At 46.4% G+C, this 25,171-nt stretch carries 25 protein-coding genes; 14 read left to right on the top strand and 11 right to left on the bottom strand.

The features are described from left to right. Genes ACWB0I_RS11300 through rsxA form a run of 4 tightly spaced genes read left to right on the top strand, consistent with a single transcriptional unit; the run spans position 1 to position 2,720 of the window. On the top strand, positions 1–966 hold the full coding sequence (locus tag ACWB0I_RS11300; protein WP_479388171.1) for an RnfABCDGE type electron transport complex subunit D: 966 nt from the start codon (positions 1–3) through the stop codon (positions 964–966). Further along, on the top strand, positions 959–1,543 hold the full coding sequence (locus ACWB0I_RS11295; protein WP_479388170.1) for an RnfABCDGE type electron transport complex subunit G: 585 nt from the start codon (positions 959–961) through the stop codon (positions 1,541–1,543). The genes ACWB0I_RS11300 and ACWB0I_RS11295 overlap by 8 nt, the downstream gene beginning before the upstream one ends. Beyond that, positions 1,540–2,142 carry an RnfABCDGE type electron transport complex subunit E gene (locus tag ACWB0I_RS11290; protein ID WP_479388169.1) on the top strand — a complete coding sequence of 201 codons (603 nt, stop codon included), beginning with the start codon at positions 1,540–1,542 and terminating at the stop codon, positions 2,140–2,142. Before ACWB0I_RS11295 ends, ACWB0I_RS11290 begins: the two co-directional genes overlap by 4 nt. After that, positions 2,142–2,720 (top strand): electron transport complex subunit RsxA, encoded by a 579-nt coding sequence (gene rsxA / locus ACWB0I_RS11285; RefSeq protein WP_479388214.1) that lies wholly within the window; start codon positions 2,142–2,144, stop codon positions 2,718–2,720. The genes ACWB0I_RS11290 and rsxA overlap by 1 nt, the downstream gene beginning before the upstream one ends. 967 nt (positions 2,721–3,687) lie before the next feature. Here rsxA and ACWB0I_RS11280 read toward each other — a convergent pair. Genes ACWB0I_RS11280 through ACWB0I_RS11270 form a run of 3 tightly spaced genes read right to left on the bottom strand, consistent with a single transcriptional unit; the run spans position 3,688 to position 5,478 of the window. Continuing rightward, entirely contained in the window at positions 3,688–4,359 is a 672-nt protein-coding gene (locus ACWB0I_RS11280) for a B3/B4 domain-containing protein (RefSeq protein WP_479388168.1), read from the bottom strand. A gap of 7 nt (positions 4,360–4,366) precedes the next feature. Further along, positions 4,367–4,903: a TlpA family protein disulfide reductase gene (locus ACWB0I_RS11275; protein WP_479388167.1), complete on the bottom strand. Its 537-nt coding sequence runs from the start codon at positions 4,901–4,903 to the stop codon at positions 4,367–4,369. 17 nt (positions 4,904–4,920) lie between these two features. Then, entirely contained in the window at positions 4,921–5,478 is a 558-nt protein-coding gene (locus ACWB0I_RS11270; RefSeq protein ID WP_479388166.1) for a hypothetical protein, read from the bottom strand. Positions 5,479–5,619: 141 nt separating this feature from the next. Here ACWB0I_RS11270 and ACWB0I_RS11265 point away from each other — a divergent pair, with 141 nt between their 5' ends. From ACWB0I_RS11265 to ACWB0I_RS11255, 3 genes are read left to right on the top strand one after another with little or no spacing between them, the layout of a single operon-like run. Further along, positions 5,620–6,591: a 2-hydroxyacid dehydrogenase gene (locus tag ACWB0I_RS11265; protein WP_479388165.1), complete on the top strand. Its 972-nt coding sequence runs from the start codon at positions 5,620–5,622 to the stop codon at positions 6,589–6,591. Between the two features lie 21 nt (positions 6,592–6,612). Then, a complete protein-coding gene (locus ACWB0I_RS11260) occupies positions 6,613–7,254 on the top strand; it encodes an MBL fold metallo-hydrolase (RefSeq protein ID WP_479388164.1) in 642 nt (213 codons plus the stop codon). Beyond that, entirely contained in the window at positions 7,244–7,978 is a 735-nt protein-coding gene (locus ACWB0I_RS11255; RefSeq protein ID WP_479388163.1) for an SDR family oxidoreductase, read from the top strand. The genes ACWB0I_RS11260 and ACWB0I_RS11255 overlap by 11 nt, the downstream gene beginning before the upstream one ends. Before the next feature lie 15 nt (positions 7,979–7,993). Here ACWB0I_RS11255 and ACWB0I_RS11250 read toward each other — a convergent pair whose 3' ends face one another. From ACWB0I_RS11250 to ACWB0I_RS11215, 8 genes are all read right to left on the bottom strand, one after another. After that, complete coding sequence (locus ACWB0I_RS11250) at positions 7,994–9,166, bottom strand: response regulator (protein ID WP_479388162.1); 1,173 nt, start codon at positions 9,164–9,166, stop codon at positions 7,994–7,996. Between the two features lie 25 nt (positions 9,167–9,191). Beyond that, positions 9,192–9,977, bottom strand: a complete 786-nt coding sequence (locus tag ACWB0I_RS11245) for a response regulator (protein WP_479388161.1) — start codon at positions 9,975–9,977, stop codon at positions 9,192–9,194. Positions 9,978–9,986: 9 nt separating this feature from the next. Continuing rightward, the gene (locus ACWB0I_RS11240) at positions 9,987–11,852 is read right to left on the bottom strand and encodes a sensor histidine kinase (protein WP_479388160.1); all 1,866 of its coding nucleotides are present in this window, start codon (positions 11,850–11,852) and stop codon (positions 9,987–9,989) included. Between the two features lie 5 nt (positions 11,853–11,857). Beyond that, positions 11,858–12,988, bottom strand: a complete 1,131-nt coding sequence (locus ACWB0I_RS11235; RefSeq protein ID WP_479388159.1) for a cytochrome c3 family protein — start codon at positions 12,986–12,988, stop codon at positions 11,858–11,860. Continuing rightward, on the bottom strand, positions 12,985–14,229 hold the full coding sequence (nrfD, locus tag ACWB0I_RS11230) for an NrfD/PsrC family molybdoenzyme membrane anchor subunit (RefSeq protein ID WP_479388158.1): 1,245 nt from the start codon (positions 14,227–14,229) through the stop codon (positions 12,985–12,987). The genes ACWB0I_RS11235 and nrfD overlap by 4 nt, the downstream gene beginning before the upstream one ends. Positions 14,230–14,231: 2 nt before the next feature. Then, positions 14,232–15,122 (bottom strand): 4Fe-4S dicluster domain-containing protein, encoded by an 891-nt coding sequence (locus ACWB0I_RS11225; protein WP_479388157.1) that lies wholly within the window; start codon positions 15,120–15,122, stop codon positions 14,232–14,234. Positions 15,123–15,147: 25 nt separating this feature from the next. Next, positions 15,148–15,462 (bottom strand): NifB/NifX family molybdenum-iron cluster-binding protein, encoded by a 315-nt coding sequence (locus ACWB0I_RS11220; protein ID WP_479388156.1) that lies wholly within the window; start codon positions 15,460–15,462, stop codon positions 15,148–15,150. 235 nt (positions 15,463–15,697) lie between these two features. Beyond that, complete coding sequence (locus tag ACWB0I_RS11215; protein ID WP_479388155.1) at positions 15,698–17,062, bottom strand: sigma-54 interaction domain-containing protein; 1,365 nt, start codon at positions 17,060–17,062, stop codon at positions 15,698–15,700. Positions 17,063–17,449: 387 nt separating this feature from the next. Between ACWB0I_RS11215 and ACWB0I_RS11210 the strand changes: the two genes are divergently transcribed. From ACWB0I_RS11210 to ACWB0I_RS11180, 7 genes are all read left to right on the top strand, one after another. Beyond that, entirely contained in the window at positions 17,450–18,430 is a 981-nt protein-coding gene (locus ACWB0I_RS11210) for a rhodanese-like domain-containing protein (RefSeq protein ID WP_479388154.1), read from the top strand. A 105-nt stretch (positions 18,431–18,535) separates the two neighbouring features. After that, complete coding sequence (locus ACWB0I_RS11205; RefSeq protein WP_479388153.1) at positions 18,536–18,742, top strand: hypothetical protein; 207 nt, start codon at positions 18,536–18,538, stop codon at positions 18,740–18,742. 9 nt (positions 18,743–18,751) lie between these two features. Next, positions 18,752–19,909, top strand: coding sequence for a hypothetical protein (locus ACWB0I_RS11200; protein ID WP_479388152.1), 1,158 nt, complete (start codon positions 18,752–18,754; stop codon positions 19,907–19,909). Between the two features lie 68 nt (positions 19,910–19,977). After that, positions 19,978–21,192, top strand: coding sequence for a hypothetical protein (locus ACWB0I_RS11195; RefSeq protein ID WP_479388151.1), 1,215 nt, complete (start codon positions 19,978–19,980; stop codon positions 21,190–21,192). Positions 21,193–21,206: 14 nt separating this feature from the next. Then, positions 21,207–22,103, top strand: a complete 897-nt coding sequence (locus ACWB0I_RS11190) for a cytochrome c3 family protein (protein WP_479388150.1) — start codon at positions 21,207–21,209, stop codon at positions 22,101–22,103. A gap of 31 nt (positions 22,104–22,134) precedes the next feature. Continuing rightward, positions 22,135–22,530 carry a cytochrome c3 family protein gene (locus tag ACWB0I_RS11185; protein WP_479388149.1) on the top strand — a complete coding sequence of 132 codons (396 nt, stop codon included), beginning with the start codon at positions 22,135–22,137 and terminating at the stop codon, positions 22,528–22,530. A 25-nt stretch (positions 22,531–22,555) separates the two neighbouring features. Beyond that, a complete protein-coding gene (locus ACWB0I_RS11180; protein WP_479388148.1) occupies positions 22,556–24,490 on the top strand; it encodes a cytochrome b/b6 domain-containing protein in 1,935 nt (644 codons plus the stop codon). Positions 24,491–25,171 lie beyond the last annotated feature (681 nt).

Raw genomic sequence — 25,171 nt, 5'->3', positions numbered from 1 at the left:
GTGGAGACAAAAAATCTTTTAATAATGGATTCCTCTCCTCTTGGACTGGCTGGTGAGTCCACCAGAAAGATCATGTACACAGTAGCCCTTTCCCTGGTTCCGGCTCTGATGGTGTCTGTCTGGATGTTTGGCTGGCCCGCGCTACGCGTGGTTGTGTTAAGCAGCCTTTTTTGTGTGGGACTGGAAGCCCTAAGCGCCAGATGGTTCAATCAATCCATCGATTACCTGGATGGCAGCGCGCTGGTGACAGGCATTTTACTGGCCATGAACATTCCTTCCAATGCCCCCTGGTGGTTAATCTTTATTGGGGCGCTGGTGGCTATTGTACTGGCCAAGCAGGTGTTTGGCGGGTTGGGCCAGAACATTTTCAATCCGGCCCTGGTAGCCCGCGTTTTTTTGCTGATCTCCTTTCCTTTACAAATGACTTCCTGGCCGCTGGTTCGTGCTTTTGATGGCAGCACGGGCGCAACGCCGCTGGGCATTTTGAAGACCGAAGGCGTGGGCGCCATTGCCCGATTCAAAGTGACCGATCTGGCTCTGGGCTACGTGGGTGGTTCGCTGGGTGAAATTTCGGCTCTGGCTTTGTTGCTTGGCGCCGCCTATCTGTTTTACAAAAAGTACATTACCTGGGAAATCCCCCTCAGTTTTATGGGAACAGTGTTTATCTTTACAGCCATTTTTTATCTGATCAATCCGCAACAATATGCCAGTCCAGTGTTCCATTTGTTCAGCGGGGGATTGTTTCTGGGCGCCCTGTACATGGCCACCGATATGGTGACCTCACCCATCAGCAGCCGCGCCAAATTGATTTTTGGTTTTGGTTGTGGGTTTTTTACGGCGTTGATTCGCCTGTTCGGCAGCTACCCGGAAGGCGTCTCCTTTGCCATTTTGTTTATGAATGCCTTTGTGCCCTTGTTAGATCGTTATTTTCCAGAAAAAAAATTTGGGATGGTGAGCAATGGATAATCAGGAGAGTGGAGTTAAAATCATCAGTGTGCTGGTATTAATTGCATTTTTTTCGGCAGTTTTGTTGGCCTATGTGCACAAAATTACAGAAGGTCCGATTAGCCGAAACATGAAAGAAGAGACGCGCCAGGCCGTGGCCGTGGTTTTCAGCCAGTTGGGAGCCTTCCATTATCCGGATGACCCGCAGGTTACGCAGCAGGCCGAGTTCACAGCCAGATATTTTCCGGCAAAAAATGATCAGGAAAAGGTCGTGGGCTTTGCCATCATTGTAAAGGCTCCGCATGGGTTTGGCGGGGATTTTGATCTGATGGTGGGCGTCGATTCAACCGGTAAGGTGCTAGACACTTACGTGCTGAATCACAAAGAGACGCCTGGCCTTGGTGACAATATGAAAAAAGAAGACTTTAAAAAGCAGTTCAGGGGACGGTCGTTGAGTAACACGCGCTGGGCCGTAAAGAAGGATGGTGGCGACATCGACGCCCTGACCGCAGCCACCATTACCTCCCGTGCTTTTACAGCCGGAGTTCAAAGAGCTTTAATGGTCTTTAAAACTTTGCAAAAGGGACAAAAAGAATGAATGTCAAAGAAAAACTGATCAAGTCTTTTTTTGTGGAAAATCCGGTTACCGGTTTGTTGCTGGGCCTATGCCCCACCCTGGCCACCACCACCTCGGCAGAAAATGGCATCGGCATGGGGCTGGCTACAACGTTTGTGCTCATCAGTTCCAATGTGGTGGTTTCTGCCTTGCGCAAGATTATTCCAAACCGCGTGCGCATTCCGGCCTACATCGTCATTATTGCCACCTTCGTAACCATTGTCGATATGAGTATGCAGGCCACAGTTTACCAGTTGCACAAAACGCTCGGGCTATTCATTCCGCTTATTGTGGTTAACTGCATTATTCTGGGCCGTGCCGAGGCCTTTGCTTCAAAAAATACAGTCTGGCATTCCTTCCTGGACGGCTTGTTTATGGGACTGGGATTTACGTTTGCTCTGTTTATTTTGGGCAGCGTGCGGGAAATTTTAGGTTCCGGGGCCTGGTTGGGTATGGCCCTGATCCCGCAAGGCTGGAACACCATTCTGGTCTTTGTTCTGGCGCCTGGCGCTTTCTTATCTCTGGGGTTCATTTTAGTGGCCATGAACAGAATGTCGCGCTTGTTTGAAAGGAGTAAATGATGGCAGAACTGGCATTAATCATTGTGAGCGCCGTATTTGTAAATAATGTCATTTTTTCGCGGTTTTTGGGGCTGTGTCCCTATTTTGGCGTTTCCAGAAAATTAGACACCGCGCTGGGCATGTCTATGGCCGTGGTATTTGTCCTGACTCTGGCAGGTACTATTACCTACTTGATTCAAACCTACATTCTGGAACCATTGAACATCGAATATTTACAAACCATTGCGTTTATTCTGGTCATTGCGTCGCTGGTGCAGCTTGTGGAAATAGTGCTGAAGAAGATAGCGCCGGCCTTGTACCGCGCGCTGGGAATCTTTTTGCCCTTAATCACCACAAACTGCGCTATTCTGGGGATTTCAATTCTGGCTGTGCAAAGTGAATTCAATTTATTGCAAACCGTGATTTTTTCCTTTGGTTCTGCTCTGGGCTTTGGCCTGGCTCTGGTCATTTTTTCCAGTGTGCGCGAAGCGCTGGAAACCCGAGAAATCCCTAAAGCGTTTCAGGGCGCGCCCATTGCCATGATTGTAGCCGGCATTCTGGCCCTGGCCTTTATGGGCTTTTCCGGAATGGTAAAATAAAGGAATTGCTAAACAGTTTTTGAGCAAATATGGCTTTTAGTTGATCGGTAGATTCTTTTGGTGCTCCTCCTAATACATGACCGGCCCATCAGCTCGTTGAGGTGATGGGCTTTACTGTATTTTAGATGACAGTATCCTGAAAAATCAGAAATGAATATTCGTAGTTTTTGTAAAAGTCGCAAAAAAAATGGTTTCTTTTTTTGTAAAGATGTTTCGTTAAAAATAAAAAGGAGAAACATCTTGGGATTTTCAAAGTTCTGAAGCATTAAAAACGTGATGGATGCCTGTGTTACATTTTTATTTACGGTTAGAACTATTGGCATTAGCGGATAAAGACATCCAATACTTTAGCGCGCGAAAATTTTTATGCACTGTGAGGAAGTAAAATTGTTGAATGGTTCAATGGTTGAATTGTTGAATGAGCATATGACCAACCATTTGTGGTGAATGGGGCCCGCGGGGGAGAGGGCTAATTCGTGAAATGATTTCTGCTGTTGGAGGAGTAGAGTTAAGAGTTAAGGGTTCCGGGGCAGCGGCCTGTCATTTTTTATTGGCTCTATCGAGCCAATGTGACTCTGGAGAGTCGCGCTACGGGATGCAAAAATTTTTGTGCTGTGTGAGGAAGTAAAAAGGTTGAGTTGTTGAGTTGTTTAAATGTTGAATGGCCTGTCCGGTGGCCAGACGGGCCTGTCCCCGAGGATCGGGATTTGGAATGACACTCAGCACCATTTACCTATTCAACCATTCAACTAATTAACTATTACAATCTTAACTTTTACACACATACACTTTTCCGCGCCAGGAGAGGTCTCGAGCTGAAGCTCGAGTTACGAACGAAGCGGGATTCAGAATGACAGGCTGGCACAGGCTTTCACCGTCTGGGCAAAATTGACCCCTTCGCAAAATAATTCGTAATTTTTATTTTAAATTTAAAAATGTTCTTTTGTGCATTCCTGGCCTTGCGGCCTTAAAAGGTGAGCACCTCTTTTTCCAGAGTTTGGGCATAGGGTGAAAAATAGCTGATCAGTTGCTCCAGAGTCTGGTTCAGGTACTTTAAGCTAATTTCAGGAGGTGTAAAAAAAATAGCCAGCACATTTTTACTGTTTTGAGTTAGCGCGGTCCTCCTTGAATCTGCTGTAGGGTTGCCAAAAATACCCAGGGCATCTCTTAAAATCAGCTTTCCATGGGCATGAATTTCCTGCCGACTGATGCCGGCATAATGTTCCCCTTCCCTTCCGACATCCACCCAGATGTTTCCTGAAATCTTATCGGCGTCGTACAGTCCCATAGGTAAATGGAAGCGAGCCGAAACCAGGTTGCCCAAATCGACCAGGTTGTAGATACGGTACAGGCCTTTATTCTGTAAAATCCTGCGGGCCAGAGCTTCGGATGAAGGGCGGTAACGAGTCGGTTCCCAGCCAATTCTTCGGTACATCCTGCGTACATGGCCAATGACCGGATGAGAAGAGAGCGGATGATGGGCAAAGTTGCTTATTAAATAGTCTTCCAGAGTTTTAAAATAGGTGTCAAATTCAGGACACTCTTTCTGCACCCTGACCTGGTTGGCGTAAACCAGCCCTAATTTAAGGTCTGGAATCCGTTCCTGTATTTCAGCAGAAAGACGAATGAGCGGTTTCATCCCTTAATCATTCTCTGGATAATTCAGCCGAACTTCCATTGTGGCTGGTCAACTCAGCCTGGTTAAGGTAGTTCTCAAGAAATTCTGAAAAGGTTTTGTAGCTTTGCGTTCCCTCAAAACGCTTTAGAATCCGTCCTTGCTTATCCAGCACAATCGTTTGGGGAATAATCAGGCTTTGACTGATATTCTGCAAGTGTTGGCGCGTACCAATCAAAAGAGGATAGGAAATGTGCGTCACCTGTTTCAATTGTTCAATTTTACTGGTATCCGACATGACCACCACGCCCAATATTTGCACTTTTTCACCGGCAAAATCGTTGGAAATTTTTTGAAGTGCCGGCATCTCTCTCAAAGAGCCAGCAGACCAGGTAGCGCAAAAATTGAGCAATGTAATTTGCCCCCTAAAATCATTCAAAGAAACTTCTCTACCAGACAAATCTTTAAAAGTCCTATAATCTTTAGTCGCTCTGTTCTGCCCCAGAGAAAAAGATATCAAAAATCCCAGTAAAATTAAGCTCATTGTTTTGTGCTTGGAATTTATCATTTTACTGACTCCTTCTCTCAATAGATGTGTAAAATTTTCTCAAAAATGTGCAAAAAAAAGGCTACATCTCCACTCATGATGATCAGGCTGTTAATCACCATAAACAAGCCACTTAGCGTTACAATCAGGTCTTTCTGCCATGCCAGCCTCCTGGTTAGAATTCGTTCATTCAAAAAGAGTTGCAATAATCCTGCCAAAATTAAACTAAAGATCAACAGGTAAGTTGCATTTTTTATCAGACTTTCTGAACTCTGGCCCAGAAAAGCCGGCCAGCACAGAAACAGGCTAAACGATTGAATAAGAACGCGTTCAGAAGCAGGTATCTTTTTTTCTAAAAAGGATAGCAGATCCTGTTTGATTATTGATATGTAACGCAATCCGGCGATAAGAATAATCCCGCCTAAAGCCAGATAGGTTATGGGATGGTTGAAGCGGTAACACAAAAGTAGTACAATCATGCCGCCCAAAAAATGGAGTAAAAAGATTTTCAAACCGACAAAACGTATGCGGGCCTCTGTTTGATAGAAGACAAAAAGTGTCCAGATAACAGCTGTTAAAAAGGAAAAAATAAGCATTCGATCTGTCCCGTTGTTAAAAGTCCTAATTTTAACAAATAAAGTCAATACAAACAATGAAAAATTTTCTTTGAACTAAAACGCTTTGTATTGTATTTTTAAAGTTGGTATTATGGTTAAATCGGATTGAGGATGTGGGTCATGAAAAAGGGATTTAAAGTATTTGTTACAAAGAAAATTCCGCAAGCCGGGCTGGACCTTCTGCAGGAAGCCGGTTACCAGGTGCAGGTACATTCGGTCGGCCAAACGCTTACCCATTCAGAGTTGATGGAACAGATTGAAGATTGCGATGCGCTGGTCTGCATGCTTTCCGACAGGATTGACAGGGAGGTGCTGGCGCGGGCCAAACGTTTAAAAATAGTCGCCAATTACGCTGTGGGTTTCAACAATATCGATGTAGCAGAGGCGACGCGCAGGAAGATTTTTGTAACCAACACTCCCGATGTTTTAACCGCTGCCACTGCCGATTTAACCTGGGCGCTGATCCTGGCGGTTAGTCGAAGAGTGGTGGAAGCCGATCGATTCCTGCGTCAGGGCAAATTTAAGGGCTGGGAGCCGGAACTGTTGCTGGGCAGGGAAGTGAGCGGTAAAACGCTGGGCATCGTGGGGGCAGGGCGCATTGGCCAGGCAGTGGGTAAAAGAGCCAGCGGCTTTGACATGTCGATTGTCTATTATTCCAGAAGTCCTAAGCCCGACTTCGAAAAAACAACCCGCGCCAGACGCCTTTCGCTGGAGGAATTGCTGGCGCTGTCGGATTTTGTCTCCTTACATTGTCCCTTAACTCCGGAAACCTGGCACCTGCTCAATGAACGAAACATCTTTTCCATGAAAAAGGGCGCCTTTTTAATTAATACGGCGCGCGGCCCGGTGGTGGATGAAGAAGCGCTGGTTAATGCCTTGAAAAGCGGACATTTAGCCGGCGCTGGCCTGGATGTGTTTGAGCACGAACCCCAGGTTCATCCGGAACTGATTCAGATGAAAAACGTTGTACTATTACCGCACGTTGGTAGTGCAACCGTAGAAACCAGAGCAGAGATGGCGCGCATGGTAGCGAACAATGTCATCTCGGTACTGGAACAAGGCATACCGCTAAATCCGGTCAATGCCCTTTAATCGTTTAATCAAGGAGAGGCCATGCATATTTTAAGACTGCCTGTCGGGCCTTTTGAAGTGAATTGCTACATCGTGGCAGACGAACAGACGGCCCAATGTTTTTTGATCGATCCCGGCGATGAACCGGAAAAAATCATTCAAACCATCGAAGATCACAACTGGCAACCTCAGCGGATCATCAATACGCACAGCCACATCGATCACGCCCGCCATCTTTACCAGATAAAAGACCATTTCAACATCCCCTTTTACATTCACGAGGCCGATTTACCGCTGCTTGAGTCGTTAAAGGAGCAGGCTTTGTTTTTCGGCTTCGATTGCTCGCCCGTGCCCGAAGTGGACGGCTTTTTGAACGACGGCGATCAGTTTGAGTTTAATGGTCAGTCTATTAAAGTTTTTCATACGCCCGGTCACAGCCCGGGAAGTATCTGTCTCTATTTTGATGGCCATGTCTTTGTGGGCGACGTCCTTTTCAGAGAATCCGTAGGTAGAACCGACCTTTACGGAGGTGATTTTAATACACTGATGCGTTCGATCCAACATAAGCTATTTACCCTGCCGGATGATACGATTGTACATTCTGGTCATGGGTCCGAAACGACAATCGGCCATGAAAAGAGCAAAAATCCCTTTTTAAAGGAATTTGTACCTAATGGACATTGAGAACAAAATCATACTGGTGACGGGCGGCGCAGTACGCCTGGGGCGGACGATTGTTAAAGAGCTGTGCCTGGCCGGGGCTACGGTTTGCTGCCATTACCATCACAGTGTGGCTCAGGCGCAGGCTTTAAAAGAAGAGCTACAGCGGGCCGGCGCAGAAATACTCCTTTTCCAGCAAGACCTTTCAACGGCGCGCAATGCAGAACGCCTGGCTGAGGATGTGCTCAATCAAACCGGACGCATTGATGTGCTGGTCAATAATGCGGCGCTGTTCTTTAAAACGCCCTTCGGTCAGGTCAGTGAAGATGACTGGGATCGTTTGCTCAATCTCAATTTGAAAAGTGTGTTCTTCCTTTCGCAAAAAGTGGGCCAGCAGATGAAGAAACAGAAACAGGGTAAAATAATCAATATAGGTGATAGCGGCGCTATTCATCCTTTTCCTTCCTATTTACCTTACAGCATCAGCAAGGCGGGCGTTGTGGCCCTGACCATTGGCCTGGCTAAGGCGCTGGCCCCGGAGGTGCAGGTCAATTGCGTCCATCCCGGCCCGGTGTTAATGCCAGATGATTTTCCAGAAAGAGAAAAACAGTACGCCGTGGAACAGACGCTTTTAAAAAGAGAGGGCCGGCCAGAGGATGTGGCCCGAACCGTCCGTTTTTTAATTGAAGGTTCGGATTACATTACCGGTACCTGCATCAATGTGGATGGCGGTCGGGCCGTTCGCTAACCTCAAAAACCCAGCCTATTCCTTTTCAAAGAAATCATGAACAATAACATTAAAATCTTTGTCGTTTAAAACGCGTAATTCGCCGATGTACACTTTTCCGTCTGCAGGAACCAGCTTTTCATCGGTGGTCGATTTAACCGCTTTTTTAATGTAGCTCTGTAGCTTTTCCAGTTCTTCTTCAAAAAACTTCACTGCTTCCTGACCGATTTTCAGATTTTTCAAATCATCTTCCAGTTTTTCGGCGTCTAACAGGCATATCCAGTTACTTTCGTAGGGGGTAATTTCCAGACGTTCCGGGTCTTCGATTACTGAGCCGTTTAATTTAATGACTCGGCCGCTGATTGGCGAGCGGAAAGGAATGGTGTTCTGTCCAACGCGGACATTGAATAAGAGCTGTCCCTGTTTTACTTCCAGGCCCGGACTCGGCGCTTCAATGGCATCAACCCGGCCGATTAGTTTGCTGGCAAAATCATCCAGTCCTACATGCACTTCGCCGCTTTCAGTCAGGGCTGCCCATGTGTGCCAGGCAGAGATGAACACACCGCCCGGGATGTAAAATTCAACCGTATCTTTAACTTCCGGTTCGCCCACATGGGTAATGTGTACGCGTGATTTCAACTGTTTTTTGATGCGTTCCTGGCGCTGGATCAAAAATTTGTCCACCATAGCCACCAGCTCATCTTCGGTGAAAGGTTTTTGCACGTAATCCATGGCTCCGTATTTCATGGTTTCTACCGCGGTTTCCACGGTGGCGTAACCGGTAATGATGATCACGTCGATGTCCGGGCGCAGGTGTTTGACCGCTTTGCACACTTCCACGCCATCCATGCCCGGCATTTTTAAATCCGAAAAAACGAAATCGTAATGCCGTTTTTGCACCAGGGCCAGCGCTTCTTCTCCGCTTTCAACAGTGTCAACCGAATAGCCGGCCATGACCAGGATTTTACGAAAGCTGTCTAAAATGATCTCCTCATCGTCAACGGCTAAAATGCGCGCTTTGGGGTTGGGCACTTCCACGCGTTTCAGGGTTTTGGCTTCATGGCTAAAATCCAGCTTTAAATTCGTTTCCAGCGCCTGCTGTCGCAATTTGCGCAACCTTTTCTCTTCGGCTCTTTTCAGCACCGTGCGAATGATCAGATCGGCGATGATGAACAGGATGAGTGCAACGATTAATAAAAATAAGCCCATTTTTTTCTCCTTCTATTTTTGAAATTTATTGATTACACACGGTTAAATGATTTATTTCGTGATTTAAATTTCTGGGTACAATGATGTACACCCAGCCCTCAAAGTAAGGATCCTTTTCAAGAATAAGGGGGTCTTCCTTGACTTTTTCGTTCAGGCGAATGATTTGACCGCTTAAAGGCGTAATCAGCGGATGGATCAGGCCATTTTCGGCCTCGATGTCGGCGCAGGAAAAGCCCTGATTTATTTCGCTTTCCAGAGGCAGTAAGTGAATCCGGCGAATGGAACCGATGATCTTGAGAAAGAGAAACGACAGGCCAATTTTGACCGATCCGTCCAGATCAATAAAACACCAGGAGGCATAGCCCAACTTGCGATATTGGGGCGGGCAGGGCACGATCAGCGAATTGGGATTTGCTTTTTCGTTCTTCTGCACTTTAATGGCCTGAACGTAGTGATAGCCCCGGTACAGAGCGCTAAGCAATTCGTCGGCTGTAAAAGGTTTTGGTAAATAGTCGATGGCGCCCAGGTCCAGCGATTTGACGGCGTTTTCCACAGTGGCATATCCGGTGGTCATGATGACCGGCAGCGTCATATCCGTAGCTTTAAGCTTTTGCAGAAATTCAAAACCGTCCATGTCTGGCAATTTGATATCGCACAAACACAGATCGTAAGGATTCTGTCGCGCCAGATTCAGACCTCTGGTGGCGTCTGGCGCTGTGGTGACCTGCCAGCCCTCTGACCCGGCCACGCGCTGAATGGCATCCAGAATAACTGGTTCGTCATCGATGACTAAAAGATGTTTTTTGTCCATAGGGCTTACCTATCCTTTTTCAACCGGCAAATGAATGGTAAAGGTGGTACCTTTGCCCACTTTGCTTTGCACCGAAATGGTGCCTTCATGATTTTCCAGAATGCCCCAGATGACGGCCAGGCCCAGTCCTGTACCCTGCTGTCCCTTGGTCGTAAAAAAAGGATCAAAGATTTTGTCCATGATCTCCGGAGGAATGCCGCAACCGGTGTCGCGCACTTTAATTTCAATGTAATCACGGGGGCCCTGCTTTTCGACTTCATCCCAGTATTGCCACTGGCATTCATCGGTAATGCAGCCGTGTAATTGACCCTTACCCGGGATTTCCAGCACATAAACCGGCGCTTTGCATTCCGGGCATTTCTGGTCTCTGTCTAAAAGAGAAATGTTGCACTTGGGGCAAACAATGTCGGCCAGGTCGTCGTTTTTGATGCTTATTTCAGAACGAAAATGGTTGCGCCCGTAAATGGGGTCTAAATAGACGAAGCCCTCCTGCCCGTCTAGACGAACTTTTAATTTGATGGAGGGTAAGCCGTCAATGCGTGTGTGTTCGTCCATTAAATCGTGTCCTTTGGGACACAAAGCCTGTTTGATCTGCACTTTTCCGTAAGGCGAGAGCCTGACCAGAGCGCTTTCAATGGTAATCTTGCCGCCGTTTTTACCGATGGCCTGCTGGGCGTTGGAAAAGAGGTTGATGAACACCTGTTGCATCTGGCTGGGATCGATAAAGATTTCCGGTAGACGTGGAGCGAATTTTTTAACCACTTCAATTCGGTTCAGGGTCAATTGATTTTCAACCACGTCAAGGGCGCGCTGAATGACCTGGTGAATATCGGATTTAATCTTTTGGGGGATGGATTGACGGGCAAAATCGAGCAGGCCTTTTACGATTTCACGGCTGCGCATGGTTTCGCGTACAATGACCTGCAGATCGTTGTGCAGCTCTGGCTGATCTTTGGTGCGTTTTAGTAAAAAACTGGCGTAGGTCAAAATGCCGGTTAACGGATTGTTGATTTCGTGGGCAACGCCGGCAGCCAGCCGACCCAGCGAGGCCATTTTATCCGATTGAAACAGCTGCTGGCGCGCTTCGGCCAGCTTTCGGGTCATGTTGTTAAAGGAACGGGCTAAAATGCCCAGCTCGTCGTTGCCCAGGTCGGGAATGGTGTAATTCAAATTTCCGGAAGCGACTTGCCTGGTGGCGGTTAACAGTTTTTTAACCGGGCGATCGACAAAGCGATTGATTAACAGCCAGAGGATGAAGGCCAGTAAAATGATGGCCGTCAGAGCGATGACCAGCATTTTTTGCCGAACACTGGCTATTTCCTGATCGACATGTTTCAGGCAAACGGTAAGATCGAGTACGCCTAAGACCTTTTGACTTTTTGGATGCACGTGGCAGTCAGCAGACCAACATGAGGGATCGTTGTAAATGGGATTGATGACGCCCATGATGCGCGTCGAATCGGGGTGCTTGCGGTAGATGCGCACACGCTCGGAAATAGAAAGTCTTTCCAGAGGCTGATCCGAAGCGTGACAACTGTAGCAGGCCTCGGCTCTTTTATCCAGAACTTTGCCAATTTCCGTGGTGTCAGCCGCGTACATGATTTCGCCTTCCTTGTTCAAAATGCGAACCTGCCGGATGCAGGGTTGTTTACCTACGGTTCGGATGATTTCGTGCGTCAATTCGCGGTTATTATTGAGCATGGAAACTTTGGTGCTGTTTTTGATGGTTTCGCTCTGGGTGTTCACAAAATTTTTAACCTGACTCATTACCAGATTCAGTTGTGTGCGTAAAGTCAATACGGCAAATCCGGTAAAAACCAGAACGACGACAATGGCAATGGTAAAAATCAGCTTAAATGAGATTTTATTGAACATTTTGCTCACCTTTTAACACGTTTACCAGGTACATCTGCCGGAAAAGTTTTGTCTTCGTGACACTCGGTACATTGCGGGTTTTGGTCGAACTTGCGTTTTACGTGGCAGGTTTCACAATCAATGTCCGCATGATTTTCATCCAGGACTATTCCGGTTACCGAATGATTAAACGTTCCAACCTGCCAATTAGTTTGATGGCAGCTGTTGCATTCCTTGTTTAAAGCCTTAAATTCGATCTGCTTTTGATGACAGGTCTGGCAGGCCAGTTTTTTATGGAAAGGTTTTAACGGCCAGCCAGTTCTGGCGTGATCGAATGGCGCTTTTTGCTGGTTTCCATGGCAGTGTTCGCAATTTTCATCAATGGCCGTTTGATGGCAGTGCAGGCAGTTTTCATGCTCGAGTTTTGTACTTTCTTTTTTAAGATTCGGATTATGACAATCGGCGCAGGCATTGTTTTTATGGCAACGCTTACATTCCAGTCCAAAGGTAAAGATGTGCTCCTTATGGTAAAAGGTCACCACCGGCGCCTCTTCGTAATCGCTTTTAAGAACAAATACCTCTGGTGTTTTGGGCGCCGGATGCCGCTTTTTCGCTAATTCGGCCAGATGTTTCGAATTTTTGGAGATATCTTCGGTGGCTTTCGGATGGCAAAAATAACAATCCGAAGTTTTACTCCAGTCGGCGTCCCAGGTTCGGTGACAATTAATGCACAATTGGTGGTAGGCGCCTTTCAACGAAGGTCGGGACAGATCATTTATGTCCCGTTTGGGCTGGTGACATTCGATGCAGGAACGCACTTTACCCGGGGGATTGTGATGGTGGCAGGATTCGCAGCCGCCCAGCATTTCGCCCATTTGTGCGTGCAGACGATGCGTAAAAACGGCCGGGGCATATTGGTTTTGTAAAGTATCGATGATCAGGATGGCCGGAGCATCTTCCACAGAATGGTGTACCGTAATGCCTTCACGAATGAAATCTGGACAAATTTTTAAGCAGGGTTCATTGTAGGTCGGTTTTTTACAATAATGACATTCATCGCAACGCAGGGGAAACTGCGCATGGTGTCCGATCCGCTGCGCCCGACTCAAGGTGAAGAATGATATAATCACAATCAAAAAGTGAACGATCGTTTTCATTGGATTACTCCCCTGATAGCATATTTTGCTCTGGCGCTGACGCCCTTAAGTGGCACGGAGATCACCGGAAAAATTATTACCAGCGCCCTGTACAGTAATATCTCCAGCGAAATCAGCCCAACGGTGATTGATATCTCTCCGATGGAGGGCCAGTATTGTTTTAAAATGTACGGCGGTTTGTAGGCGATGATGAAAACATTGAAACGATTGAGAGCAACGCCAAAAATAACCAGCATGGAGGCGATGTAGAGCAGTGTCCGTGATTGCAAAACTTTGTCCCAGAAAAACATGCGCACGGGTATGATGACGCCAAATAACATTTCTGCCACCCACATGATGGATTGCAGATTGATTTCATTTAAATAGACATAGGTGCCGCGAATGACCATATCTCCCAGCTTAAAGGCCAGATAAATACCCAGAAGTGGGCCCACAAAGCGGGCCAGTTTACGCAATACGTCCATTTCCGGCTTTAACCCCAGGGAACGAGAAGCCGTTAACGATTCCATGATGACCATGGGAAAACCGACGGCAAAAGCAGAGAGTAAAAAGAGCAGGGGAGAAACAGGCGTTTGCCACAAGGGATGGACCTTTTTGCCGGCGATCAACATCAGAGTTCCCAGCGATGATTGGTGCAGGCAAGAGAGGACCACTCCCAAAAGGATGAAAAAGAACATGGTTTTACCCAAAAAGGAGTCTATAAAGCGCAAAAAACCATCGATGGGACGATTTAACCATTTAACCCCCCCTTTTAAATGAACACGGCCGATGAACCGTTCGGTTACAATGGGGAAAAATTCGATGTACAGGGTGGCCAGGTAGGTCATTACGCAAATACCAACTTCGAACAATACCGAGTTGCTGTTGCCCATAATCGGCACATGCCAGATGTTGTAATAGCGGCCGAGATCGAACATAACGCCGATGGCCACAAAGGTGTAGCCCAGCATGGCGGTCATGATGGCCGGACGAACCAGTACATGGAAATCTTCACGGTAGAAGATGTGCACCAGGGCGGAGGTGGTAAATCCACCGGCAGCCAGGGCCACCCCGGCGGCTACATCCAGGCCTATCCACAGCCCCCAGGGAAATTGATTGTTTAAGTTGGTAACGGCTCCCAGGCCAAAGCCAAAGCGCAGAATGCTCCAGAACAACCCATTGGCAGCTAATATTAAAAGAACAATTACCCCGCGGGTAAAATAGGGCCGTTTAATCGGTTGTGGTTTAAAATAGGCTTCCATCCTCATTCCTCCTCTTCACGCGTCTGTTTTCCCAGCCACATAATGCCGCCTAACAAGGCATAGAGCGCTACCGGAGGAACAAAAAATTTAAAAATGGCGTGTTGAATTGGTTCTGTGGCGCCGGGGGCGGGCTCAGTGCCCACATCCGGAAAACCGAGTTTCAGAAAATCTTGCCCGGCTAAATAGAGCCACGAAGTGCCGCCCACTTCATGCTCGCCAAACACGTGGTTAATGTAGCGCTCCGGATTTTTGCGGATCCGATCGTGAGCAATTTGAATTAATTCGTACCGTTTACCAAAGACCAGGGCCTCGGTAGGGCAGGTCTCCACGCAGGCCGGCATCTGGCCACGGGAAGTGCGTGTTGGGTAGCAGAAATCGCATTTCATGATTTTAGGCTCAATGGCTTTGTGGTATTCAAAAGCCGGCACCTGGAAAGGGCAGGCCACCATGCAGTAGCGACACCCAATGCAACGACTTTCATCCCAGATGACCGCGCCATTTTCCTGTTTGGAGAAGGCTCCTACAATGCAGGCCGAAACGCAGGCCGGATGGTCGCAATGCATGCATTGTACTTTAACGGTTATTTCCTGCAGTTCTGGTTTGCTGGCTTTAAAGGCATTAACCACGGTTAAGGCTGTGTCGTCAGGACGACGCAAGGTCTGGAATACTGAACGATCCCGATAATCATCCAGGTCGCCTGTGGGTAAACCGTGTTCCTTTTTGCAGGCGTATTCACACTGGCGACAACCAATACAGACCGTGGTGTCCACTAAAACACCAAAGCGATCATCCGAAAGAACGTTTTTAGGCGTTGCTCCGGCTTTTTTTGCCCCTGTCGCCGTTAATGAGGCAGCGCCCAGGGTTTTTAAAAAGGTTCGTCTTGTTTGGGACATAACCGACATTCTCCGTTCATGTTTGTTAAATTTGCTTCATTTCTTGCTGCAGGTGAATCAAAACCTCACTTTCACTTCCGGTACAGTTGTTTATAACTCTGATCTGTCTGGCCTGTAAACAGCCCTGCAAAAAAAGGCTAATTCCATTACACAACAGCACGTTCACCTTAAAATCCGACAGGATTTTAAGGCGATGGGCCAGGCTGGCCTGCTGCAGATTTACCGTCCTGGGCTTTTTTTGCCCATTGTGCAAATCAATAATTTTTAACTGATGGCTCACATCGAACACGGGCGCCACTCTGTTTTGCCAGACGGGTATGGCCACTTTCATTGTATCCATGCAACCTTTTTGAATTGGGTACAAACAAATAGCATGCCGTTCCGTGTGCTGAAAAGTAATCGATGAATTTTCAATACGTTATGTGAATAGTAAAAACTTTTGAACCGTTGCACAGAGTAGCAAAGTTGCAGTGGTACAGTAGCAATAATGCAACTCGATTAACACATGATTTTATGAGTTGGTTAAAACAGGGCGAGGGGACTGCAGAAAATAAGAGCGACGGGTAGTTAAACAGTTAATGCCGGCGGCGGCCGTCCAGGCGTGGCAGTTCAATACCCAGTTTTTTGATTTTACGAAACAGGGTGGTTTTGTGCATGTTCAGGGCGCGAGCCGCAGCCTGGCGATTCCAGTTGTATTCTTTAAGAGTGCGTAAAATGAGCTCTGCTTCCATGTCCTGTAATTTTTGCTGGTACTTTTCCTGAGCCTCGGCGCTCCGTTGTTCAAACAGATCAACTGGTAGATGTTTTTCCTGAATAATGGATTCATTACACAACACAAAAGCGTGTTCAATGATGTTTTCTAATTCACGGACATTACCGGGGAAATTGTAGTGCATGAGTATCTCCAAAACATCGGGCGAGACCCCTTCAATGGTTTTGCCCTGCAGATGATTAAAACGTTTAATGAAGTGTTCGACCAATAGCGGAATGTCTTCTTTGCGTTGTCGTAAAGGGGGGATGTTTAGCCGAATCACTTTAATGCGGTAATAGAGGTCTTTTCTAAAAATTCCGGAAGTTACTAATTCTTCTATGTTTCGGTTGGTGGCTGCAATGATGCGCACATTGGCTTTGAGCGATTCAACCGCTCCTAAAGGTTCGTACGTGCGTTCCTGTAAAAATCGCAGAAGTTTGACCTGAAAGGCTGGAGAGATGTCGCCAATTTCGTCCAGAAAGAGTGTGCCACCCTCAGCCAGGGCAATGCGTCCTATTTTGTCTCTCTTAGCATCGGTAAAAGCCCCCGCTTTGTAACCAAACAATTCCGATTCCAGTAAACTGTCGGGCAGGCCTCCACAGTTGATGGCCACAAAATTTTTTCGGGATCGATGACTTAACTGGTGAATCACGCGGGCCACCAATTCCTTGCCCGTACCACTTTCACCTTCTATTAGCACGGTGCTGTCGCTTTCGGAAATTTGCGGTAGTAAATCGAACAGTTGCCACATCCTGGCATTTTTGGAAACAATATCGTGGTAAGAAAAATTTTTTCGGATGAATTTGCGCAGGTCGTCTTCAGCGCTCAAATCCCTGAACGTTTCAACACCCCCCAGGACCTGACCGTTTTTGTCTATCAGGGCGGCGGCCGAAATGCTAATGGGAATCCGTTGACCTTTTTTGTTTATGATGTACACGGTTCTGGAACTGATGGGCTCTCCGGATTCAATGGCCTGTTTTAGCACGCAGTCCTTTTCACAGATATTGGAACGAAACACATCAAAACACTTTTTCCCAACGACTTCCTGGCAGTCAAATCCTGTAATACGACAACCGGCTTTATTAAAGGAGGTAATATTAAAATTATGATCAATGGTAAAGACCCCGTCTGTAATGTTGTCCAGAATAATTTCGGTTAAATTTTCGCATTTGATTTTTGGATCGATCATTGTGCACTCCTGATTTACCTTGAGAAAAGGGCTGCAATATTTGTACCTAAATTAACAAACTCGGTTTTGCGTGATGTAATTGATTTAAAATCATATAGTTAAAGATAGTCTGAGCGACAGGCAAAGGTGTTTCAGTGTGAAACAGTTGAAACATTGTTTTTCAATTGGTGTAATTTGCTGTTTTTCAATAAATAAACTAAAAGTAAAAGAAGCATCTGAAACAAACTGTTTCATTTGAAAAATAGTGTAGCACATTTGCAATTCATTTAAATTGTGTGAAAATAAAAAGTTACAAAAAATAATAAAATATGGAACGCAACTTGCAACAGTATTTGTGAAAATTTAAACAAAAATTGTCAGTTGTTTAACACAGAAAGGAGTAACGTAATGTTTCGCAGGTATTTAACCATTTTGTCCCTGATGGTCGGTTTGGCCTTCTTGTTCTCGTGCTCGTCTTCGACGGACAATGAAAAAGAGAAGAAGAGTAATTTCGAGATCATTCAACCGGTTGTAGAGCAGGCCATTTCCGGCTGGAGCGATTTTATTATTACTGCTCAAACTCTTCATGATGATATGAGCAGCCATTTTGTGGTCAGTGTGCGCAAACCCGAACATTATGCGCTGGGTCATGTTCCTGGAGCCATCAATATTCCCTGGACGCAGATCGCCAAAGAAGACAATCTGAAAAAGTTACCCACCGATAAACACATCGTTACCTACTGTTACACGGGCCACACCGGGCAGATCTCGGCTACCATCCTTAAGGTGTTGGGTTATGATGTCTCCAACATGAAATGGGGCATTATGTCCTGGACCAAAGATGCTGATGTTCGAGTGCAGAGCGCTTTCAATGAAGAGACCGATGCGCATGACTTTGCTGTGACCACCGATGTACCGCAAACCAAGACCTATGATCTGGCCGACCCCAATTTTGCCGATTCCGAAGATGCCATGACCATTCTAAAAGCGGCAGCCGATCAGTATGTTTCCAATCACGCTCCGGTAACTACGGCTCAGGCTCTGTTTGATTTGTTGAATGACGGGGACGCTTCCAATGATCCTCAAATTATCAGTGTGCGCAAACCCGAACACTACGCTTTGGGCCATATTCCCGGCGCCATAAACATTTCATGGAAAGAGATTGCCAAAGTTGACAATTTAAAGAAGATTGATCCCAACCGTCCAGTGGTCACATATTGCTACACCGGGCATACCGGTCAGATCGCCTGTACAGTGCTCAACCTGTTAGGATACGATGCTACCAACCTGAAGTGGGGTATCATGGCCTGGACCAAAGACGCCAATGTACGAGCCATCAGCGCTTTTAACGAAGACACCGACGCTCATGACTACACGGTGGAAAAATAGACTAAATATGAAAAAAAAATCATAAAAAAAGGCGGGTCAGCTTATTGCTTGCCAGCTGACCTGTCTTTAACTTTACAAACGGTATGATCTAACTGGAGTAGCGCCGTGAAAAAATTTGTATTCATTCCCATGTTGATGCTCTTTTTGGCTCTATTTTCCTGTAAAGAGAAAAAGAGTGATATTGCCCAGAAGGAAGGCATCTACGAAGTTACCCAGCAAAGTAGCTGTGTGGCCTGCCACACCAATAAAGACTTATTGGAAGCGGTTGCGGAACCATTGGAGACCAATGGTGGCGAAGCGGGTGAAGGCTGAGGCGGCGCAGTGGCCCCGTTGGGGCCTGCGGAACGTGTGCTGGTTTCAGATGCCTTCTTAAGCAGTGTACACGGGCAACTGGCCTGCACCAATTGCCATGGAGGTAATCCCAATACCCCGCTAACCAAAGAGGCAAAAGCCGAAGCGCATGCAGCCACAGCCGACTTTGTGGCCCTGCCCAGTGAACAATTTGATGTGTATTGCAGCGCCTGCCATGCCGATATTACGGCCAATTTTAAAAATTCCTTACATTTCACGCAGAATGGCTATTACCAACGTTTTAGTATTCGTGCCAATGGACAGGACCTGCGTAGTGATCCCAAGATGAAGGCCGGATTTGAAGTTGGTTGTGCCAAATGCCATGCCGGATGTGGGCAGTGTCATGTCATTCGCCCTGTTTCGGTCAACAGCGGTCTGGAAAAAGGTCATGTTTTTTATCGCACGCCCAGCATGGTTAATAATTGTACAGCCTGTCATGGTTCGCGGATAGGCGAAGAATTCCGCGGTTCACACAAAGGGCAGGAAGGCTACGAAAATGTGAAAGAAGCCGATGTCCACTACAATAAGGGTATGAATTGTGTAGCCTGCCACCAGGCCAACGAAATGCACGGCGATGGCAACCTGTACGATTATCGCCTGGTGGAAAACGAAAATTTTGTTGCCCAATGTGTGGATTGTCATCCCGATGTTCTGGATGAGAACACAGAAAATCTCTACCATAAAACGCATGTCCAGGGCAGCACTACCTTACAATGCCAGATTTGCCATTCGCAAACTTACAAAAGTTGTAATGGCTGCCATGTGGGTAAAGGCATTACAGGTTCTTCCTACCCAACCTTTAAGATCGGTAAAAATTACCTGAAAAATACCAGCTCTTTCAGAAACACCGACTACGCATTGGTGCGCCACATCCCCATTGCGCCGGACACATACGACAACTGGGGCGGTTCCATTAGCCTGACCACTTTTGAAGATGCGCCGACCTGGAAATATGCCACACCCCACAATATTCAGCGCTGGACCTTTTTAACCGATACAAGCGGTACCGTGTGGTGTGGGCAAACCTGTCACGGCCAACATGATGAAGTGCTGTTGAAAAAAAGCGATGTGGATTCTACCTATCTTGAGGCGGAATTAAAAGCCAATGAACCTGTGTTCACCGATTAAGCCGTTTAAAAGCGAATCCCTGTGATTCGCTTTTTTTCCAATTTAAATGAATAAAATGAGAGAAGGCCATGAAAAAGTGTATTGTGGGATTTAGTTTTCTTGTTTTACTCGGCAATGTTCTTTTTGCCCAATCCGTTCAGTTTAATGGCTTTGTCCGTAATTCTGTTTACACTTACAGCGCTCAAAAGGCTGCCGGTTCGAATGAAACGGAATTACATACGCGTTTGTATCAGACCTTACGCACCAATATTGCCTTTAGTCAGTTGGGGGGCTGGCAATTGCACATTGCTGGTCGCGCTTTAACGGATCTGGCCGATTCGGACCTGAGCGAATTAAAACGCTTTAAAGCCTACCGCTTTTCCGTTTCCACAAAAAATCTTTTTAATTTGCTCGATCTGGAAATCGGACGTCAGTTTTTGTATCCTGGTGTCGTTTTGGGTAGTCTGGATGGGGTGAATTTAACATTGAAACCGTTGACCTGGATGAGTTGGCAGTTGTATGGTGGCGTGGAAAGTCATTTGTGGCGGGCAGCCAGAGTGTACGCATTGGATGAAGCAACGGTGGTAGGTACGCAACTTAAATTTAAAAATGTGCACAAGACCACGTGCAGTTTGATCTATTTACAAAAAAGCCGAGGCGGAGATACCCAATGGCAACTCACCGGGCTGAATTTGAGTAATTCCAGCCTGCCCCAATTGCTCCTGTTGTTACAGGCTCATTATGATCTGGTTAACCAAAGGTTTCATCGCCTGTACCTTTCGGGACGCTATCAGTTAAGTTCCAAACTCATGATTGATGCCTATCTGAAGCAACAATTCCCTCAGGTTTACAACGATTCCTATTTTCAGATATTTGAAGTCAATCGCTATCTCTTAAGCGGCCTTAATCTGGTGTATCAGGTGAGCGCACAGTATGCTTTGAGCGCCATGGTGCAGGGCGTACAACTGGATGAAGGGTATGGTACGCGTTTTATTACCATGCTTTCCAATCGCCATGGAAATGTGGGGCTGGTTTATGAAACGGGTGATCTGGGCAATCAATTAGGCGCTTTACTCAATTACCGCTACCAGATTTTGCGCCATCTGTTAATGACGATCAGTGTCGATTATTCACGCTACCGTTTTGAAAAGCGCTTTGATTACGACCATCAACTGGCCAACGCCATTGGTTTGAATTATCAGTTCTTGAAACACTGGAACGTGCAGCTGGAATACCAGTGGCTGCAAAATGCTGACTATCGATCAGATCAGCGTGTTTTAAACCATATTAGTTTTGTCTGGTAACAGGGGTAGATGTCATGCAAAATTTGAAAATAATTACAGCCTTTATTTTGCTTTTGTCGGTTACTTTTGCGGTGGCTCAGCAGGATCAGATTATTTTTTCGCATAAATTTCATGTCCAGGAGCAGGAAATTGAGTGTCTGGAATGTCATGCCAAAGCTACGGAAAGTATGAATCAGCAAGATGTTTTAATGCCTGAGATGCAAACCTGCTACAATTGCCATGATGAAGATGAAACACCCTGCGCTACCTGCCACACCAATCCAGATGACCCCGCGGTTGCCAGGCGTGTCGTCGGATTCAAAAGCCGCTTTCCGCATAAAAAACATGTGGATGAACAGGGAACCAACTGCTTGGTTTGCCACCAAGGTGTAGAGGAGGCCGAAGACACGAAGGCTTTTCATTTACCGTCCAGAGCCCAATGCAACACCTGCCATAGCGCAGCCGATGTGGTCGTAGAAAAATTAAAATGTTTAACCTGCCATGAAGCGAGCATGAATTTTTTACCGGCAACGCACCAACTCAACTGGCGTAAAGATCATGGTTTGGTCCAGCAGTTGTCCATAAACGCCTGCCAACATTGTCATCGCACGAACTTCTGTGTGGATTGCCACGAGGGAGACAACCTCAATCGGGAAGTACATCCGTTAAATTACCGTTACACGCATGGATTGATGGCGAAAGGCAATAAGGAGAACTGTTTGACCTGTCATCAGGAGCAGGCCTTTTGCGTGGATTGCCACCGCAACGAACACGTGATGCCTAAAAACCATGCCTTGCCCGGCTGGTCAAATCGCATTGCCGGGGACGGCGGCCAGCATGCCCGTGAAGCCCAGATTGATTTTGACAACTGTCTGAGTTGCCACAACGACGCTTACGCCGATGTGGTGTGCATGACCTGTCATGGAAAGTAATGTGGATGGTAAAACAGTAGGAATAGGTGTGATGAAAAAGATCATAATTTTTATAAATATTGTGGTGTTTGTGCTCTCTTGCGCCAAACTGGAAAGCCCGGTAGAAAACAAGGCCCATCCGGAAGACTGGACGGATCCGCAGTCTACAGAATTCCATGCCAACAAAGTCATTGCTGTTGGCACGATTAGTTGTGTTTCCTGCCATGGTCCAAATCTTGCTCAAAGTCAAAGCCTGTGCATTCAGTGTCATCAAAAACAGGATCGCCCCATCAGCTACCCCCATCCTGAGTATTGGACCGATTTCAAAAGTAGTCAAAACCATGGTCAATTTGTAAAACAGAATGAAGGAACCCTTACCTGTAACAACTGTCATGAAGGACAAAACGACCAGGCTACCCCTTGTGCTAATTGTCATGTAGGAAGTTAAATCCAATAATCAGGAGAATGCTTTAATGAACTGGAAATGGTTGTTGTGTGTCTGGATGCTGGCCTCTTTTACTGGTCTGGTTTATGCCCAGATGGACAATGAAACATGCATGGAATGCCATTCAGACCCGGACTTAACACGTGTTATTAACAATAGCCTTGAGATATCGCTTTATGTTGATTCTACTCACTTTAAAGGTTCTGTTCATGAAGACCTGGCCTGCGTAGATTGTCATGCCGTTAGTGAAGACCATCCTGAGGATGTTCCGCTGGCTGAGCCTACCTGTCAGAACTGTCATGATGATGTTTATGAAACCTATGAACAGAGTATTCATGGGCTGGGGCGCAAACAGGGGATTAAGATTGCGGCCACTTGCTGGGATTGCCACGGCTCGCACCACATTTTAGCGGCCGACGATAAAAATTCTAAAATTTATGGCGAGAACCTGTTGAAAACCTGTGCCGAATGTCACGCCAACACCCGGATTATGCGTCAGTTTGGTTTGCGCCGAATGAATCCTGTGGAGCTCTATGCCGAGAGTGTTCATGGCAAAATTTTTGAGGAAGACCCGGAAGCGACTGTGGCCACCTGCATTACCTGTCATGGCAGCCACGATATTCGACCTGCGGTAGACCCGCAATCCAGCCTGAATGAATTAAACATCCCTGAAACCTGCGGTACCTGCCATGATCAGGAAGCGGAGGACTATCTGCAAAGTGTGCATTGGAAATCCTTGCAGCGCGGCCACCATGAATCGCCCAATTGTACCGATTGCCATGGCGAACACGATATTAAGAGCTACAGGAACGGCAGCCCCTTTAGAAATCCAGAGTTGGAAGGCACTAAAACCTGCCAGAGTTGTCATGCCTCGGAACCCTTAATGACGCGATTTGGCCTGGATTACCGACGATTCGAATCCTATTTTCGCACCTATCACGGTCTGGCTGTGTTAAAAGGCTCGCCAAGAGCGGCCACCTGTAGTAGTTGCCATGAGCAGCACGCCATCCGTGATTCTGAGGACTCTCTGGCCACCACTAATCCCAGGAATCTGCAAAAAACCTGTAGCCAATGCCACAAAAACGTTACCCCGGAATTTGCTAAAATTGAAGTCCATCCCATCGGTTTAAAACAACGAAATTATGTGGCCTATCTGCTTAGAATATTTTACAAATGGATGATTATTTTAGTCATTGGTGGAATGTTTTTGCACAATTTAATGATTGTGGTTTATCACATTCGTCAAAAACGGCGCGCTAAAAAGTACAGCGAGCTGGTACCACGCTTTCAGACCTTTGAAGTGTACCAACATTTACTGCTAATTCTTAGTTTTGGTACACTGGTGGTAACCGGCTTTGCGCTTAAATTCCCTGATGCCTACTGGGTACGAATGCTGTATTCCCTGGGCATGGATGAAATTGTCCGTAGTACGTTACATAGGATTGCCGCTGTAATTTTATTAGCAATCTCTGTGGTACAGGCTGGTTACTTTATCTTCTCGGCCAAAGGGCGGGAAGAATTTTTGGCCATGTTACCAACCCGCAAAGATCTGCTCGATTTATGGCAAAATATTAAATTCCATCTTGGACTGAGCAAAGAAAAACCAAAATTTGATCATTTTGATTATGGCGAAAAAGCGGAATATTTAGCTTTAATCTGGGGTGTAATCATCATGGGGGCCAGCGGGTTCATGCTCTGGTTCCCTGAGATTTTTGCCCGCTATTTACCGAGCTGGTTTTTTGAAGCCGCCGAAATCGTGCACTATTACGAAGCCTGGTTGGCTTCGCTGGCTATTTTGATCTGGCATTGGTTCTTTGTTATTTACCATCCGGATGTCTACCCCATGAACGTCACCTGGATTGACGGGAAAATATCGCTGGAAGAATTAAAACATCACCATCCGGCGGAATATGAGCGGTTGATTAAGGAACGAAAATTAAAAGTAACAAAAAAAGAACGATAAAATTTCAATCATAAGGAAGAAGAGCCGTAACCTTTAAAAAATCACAGAGAGCACTGAGGAGTCACAAAGAGCGCAAAGAAATTATTTGCCCTCACCCCCTCAATCCCCCTCTCCCAGAATAAAAATCTGGGAGAGGGGGAAGGTTTGTGTTGGAAAGCTTTCCAACTATGTTGCATATTTCTTATTATGGCCCTATTCACTACCAATGGGAATTAGGAGTGTCGGCCCGATGCTCATTCAACCATTCAACCAATCAACAATTCAACGGTTTTACTTCCTCACACAGCATAAAAATTTTCGCACGTTAAAGCGTTTTATCTTTTGAAAGAAGTATTCTAAGGCAGCAAAACCGCAACCAAAAAACTTCCTTGGGGATTTAAACAACCACAGAGAGCACTAAATTAAAAATTACGAATTACGAATTAATTTGCGAAGGGGCAACTTATGCCCATTCGGTGAGGAACCGTGCCGGCATGTCATTCTGAATTCCCCGATTTATCGGGGGAGAAGAATCCCTTACATTGGCAGACCATTCGAAAGAGCAATGTAACTCGTGCTTCAATCCGCGACTTTGTGAGGGCGAAGCATTTGTTTTAAAACCCATCCCCCGCCCCCCTTCCCTTTAAAAAAAGAGAAGGGGGAGTTTAAATCTTTGCTTTGTAAAATTTGATTTCTAAATGT

It is taken from the genome of Caldithrix sp. (assembly GCF_056497305.1).
The sequence above is the reverse complement of the archived record's forward strand: the minus strand, read 5'-3'. Positions and strand labels throughout refer to the sequence as shown.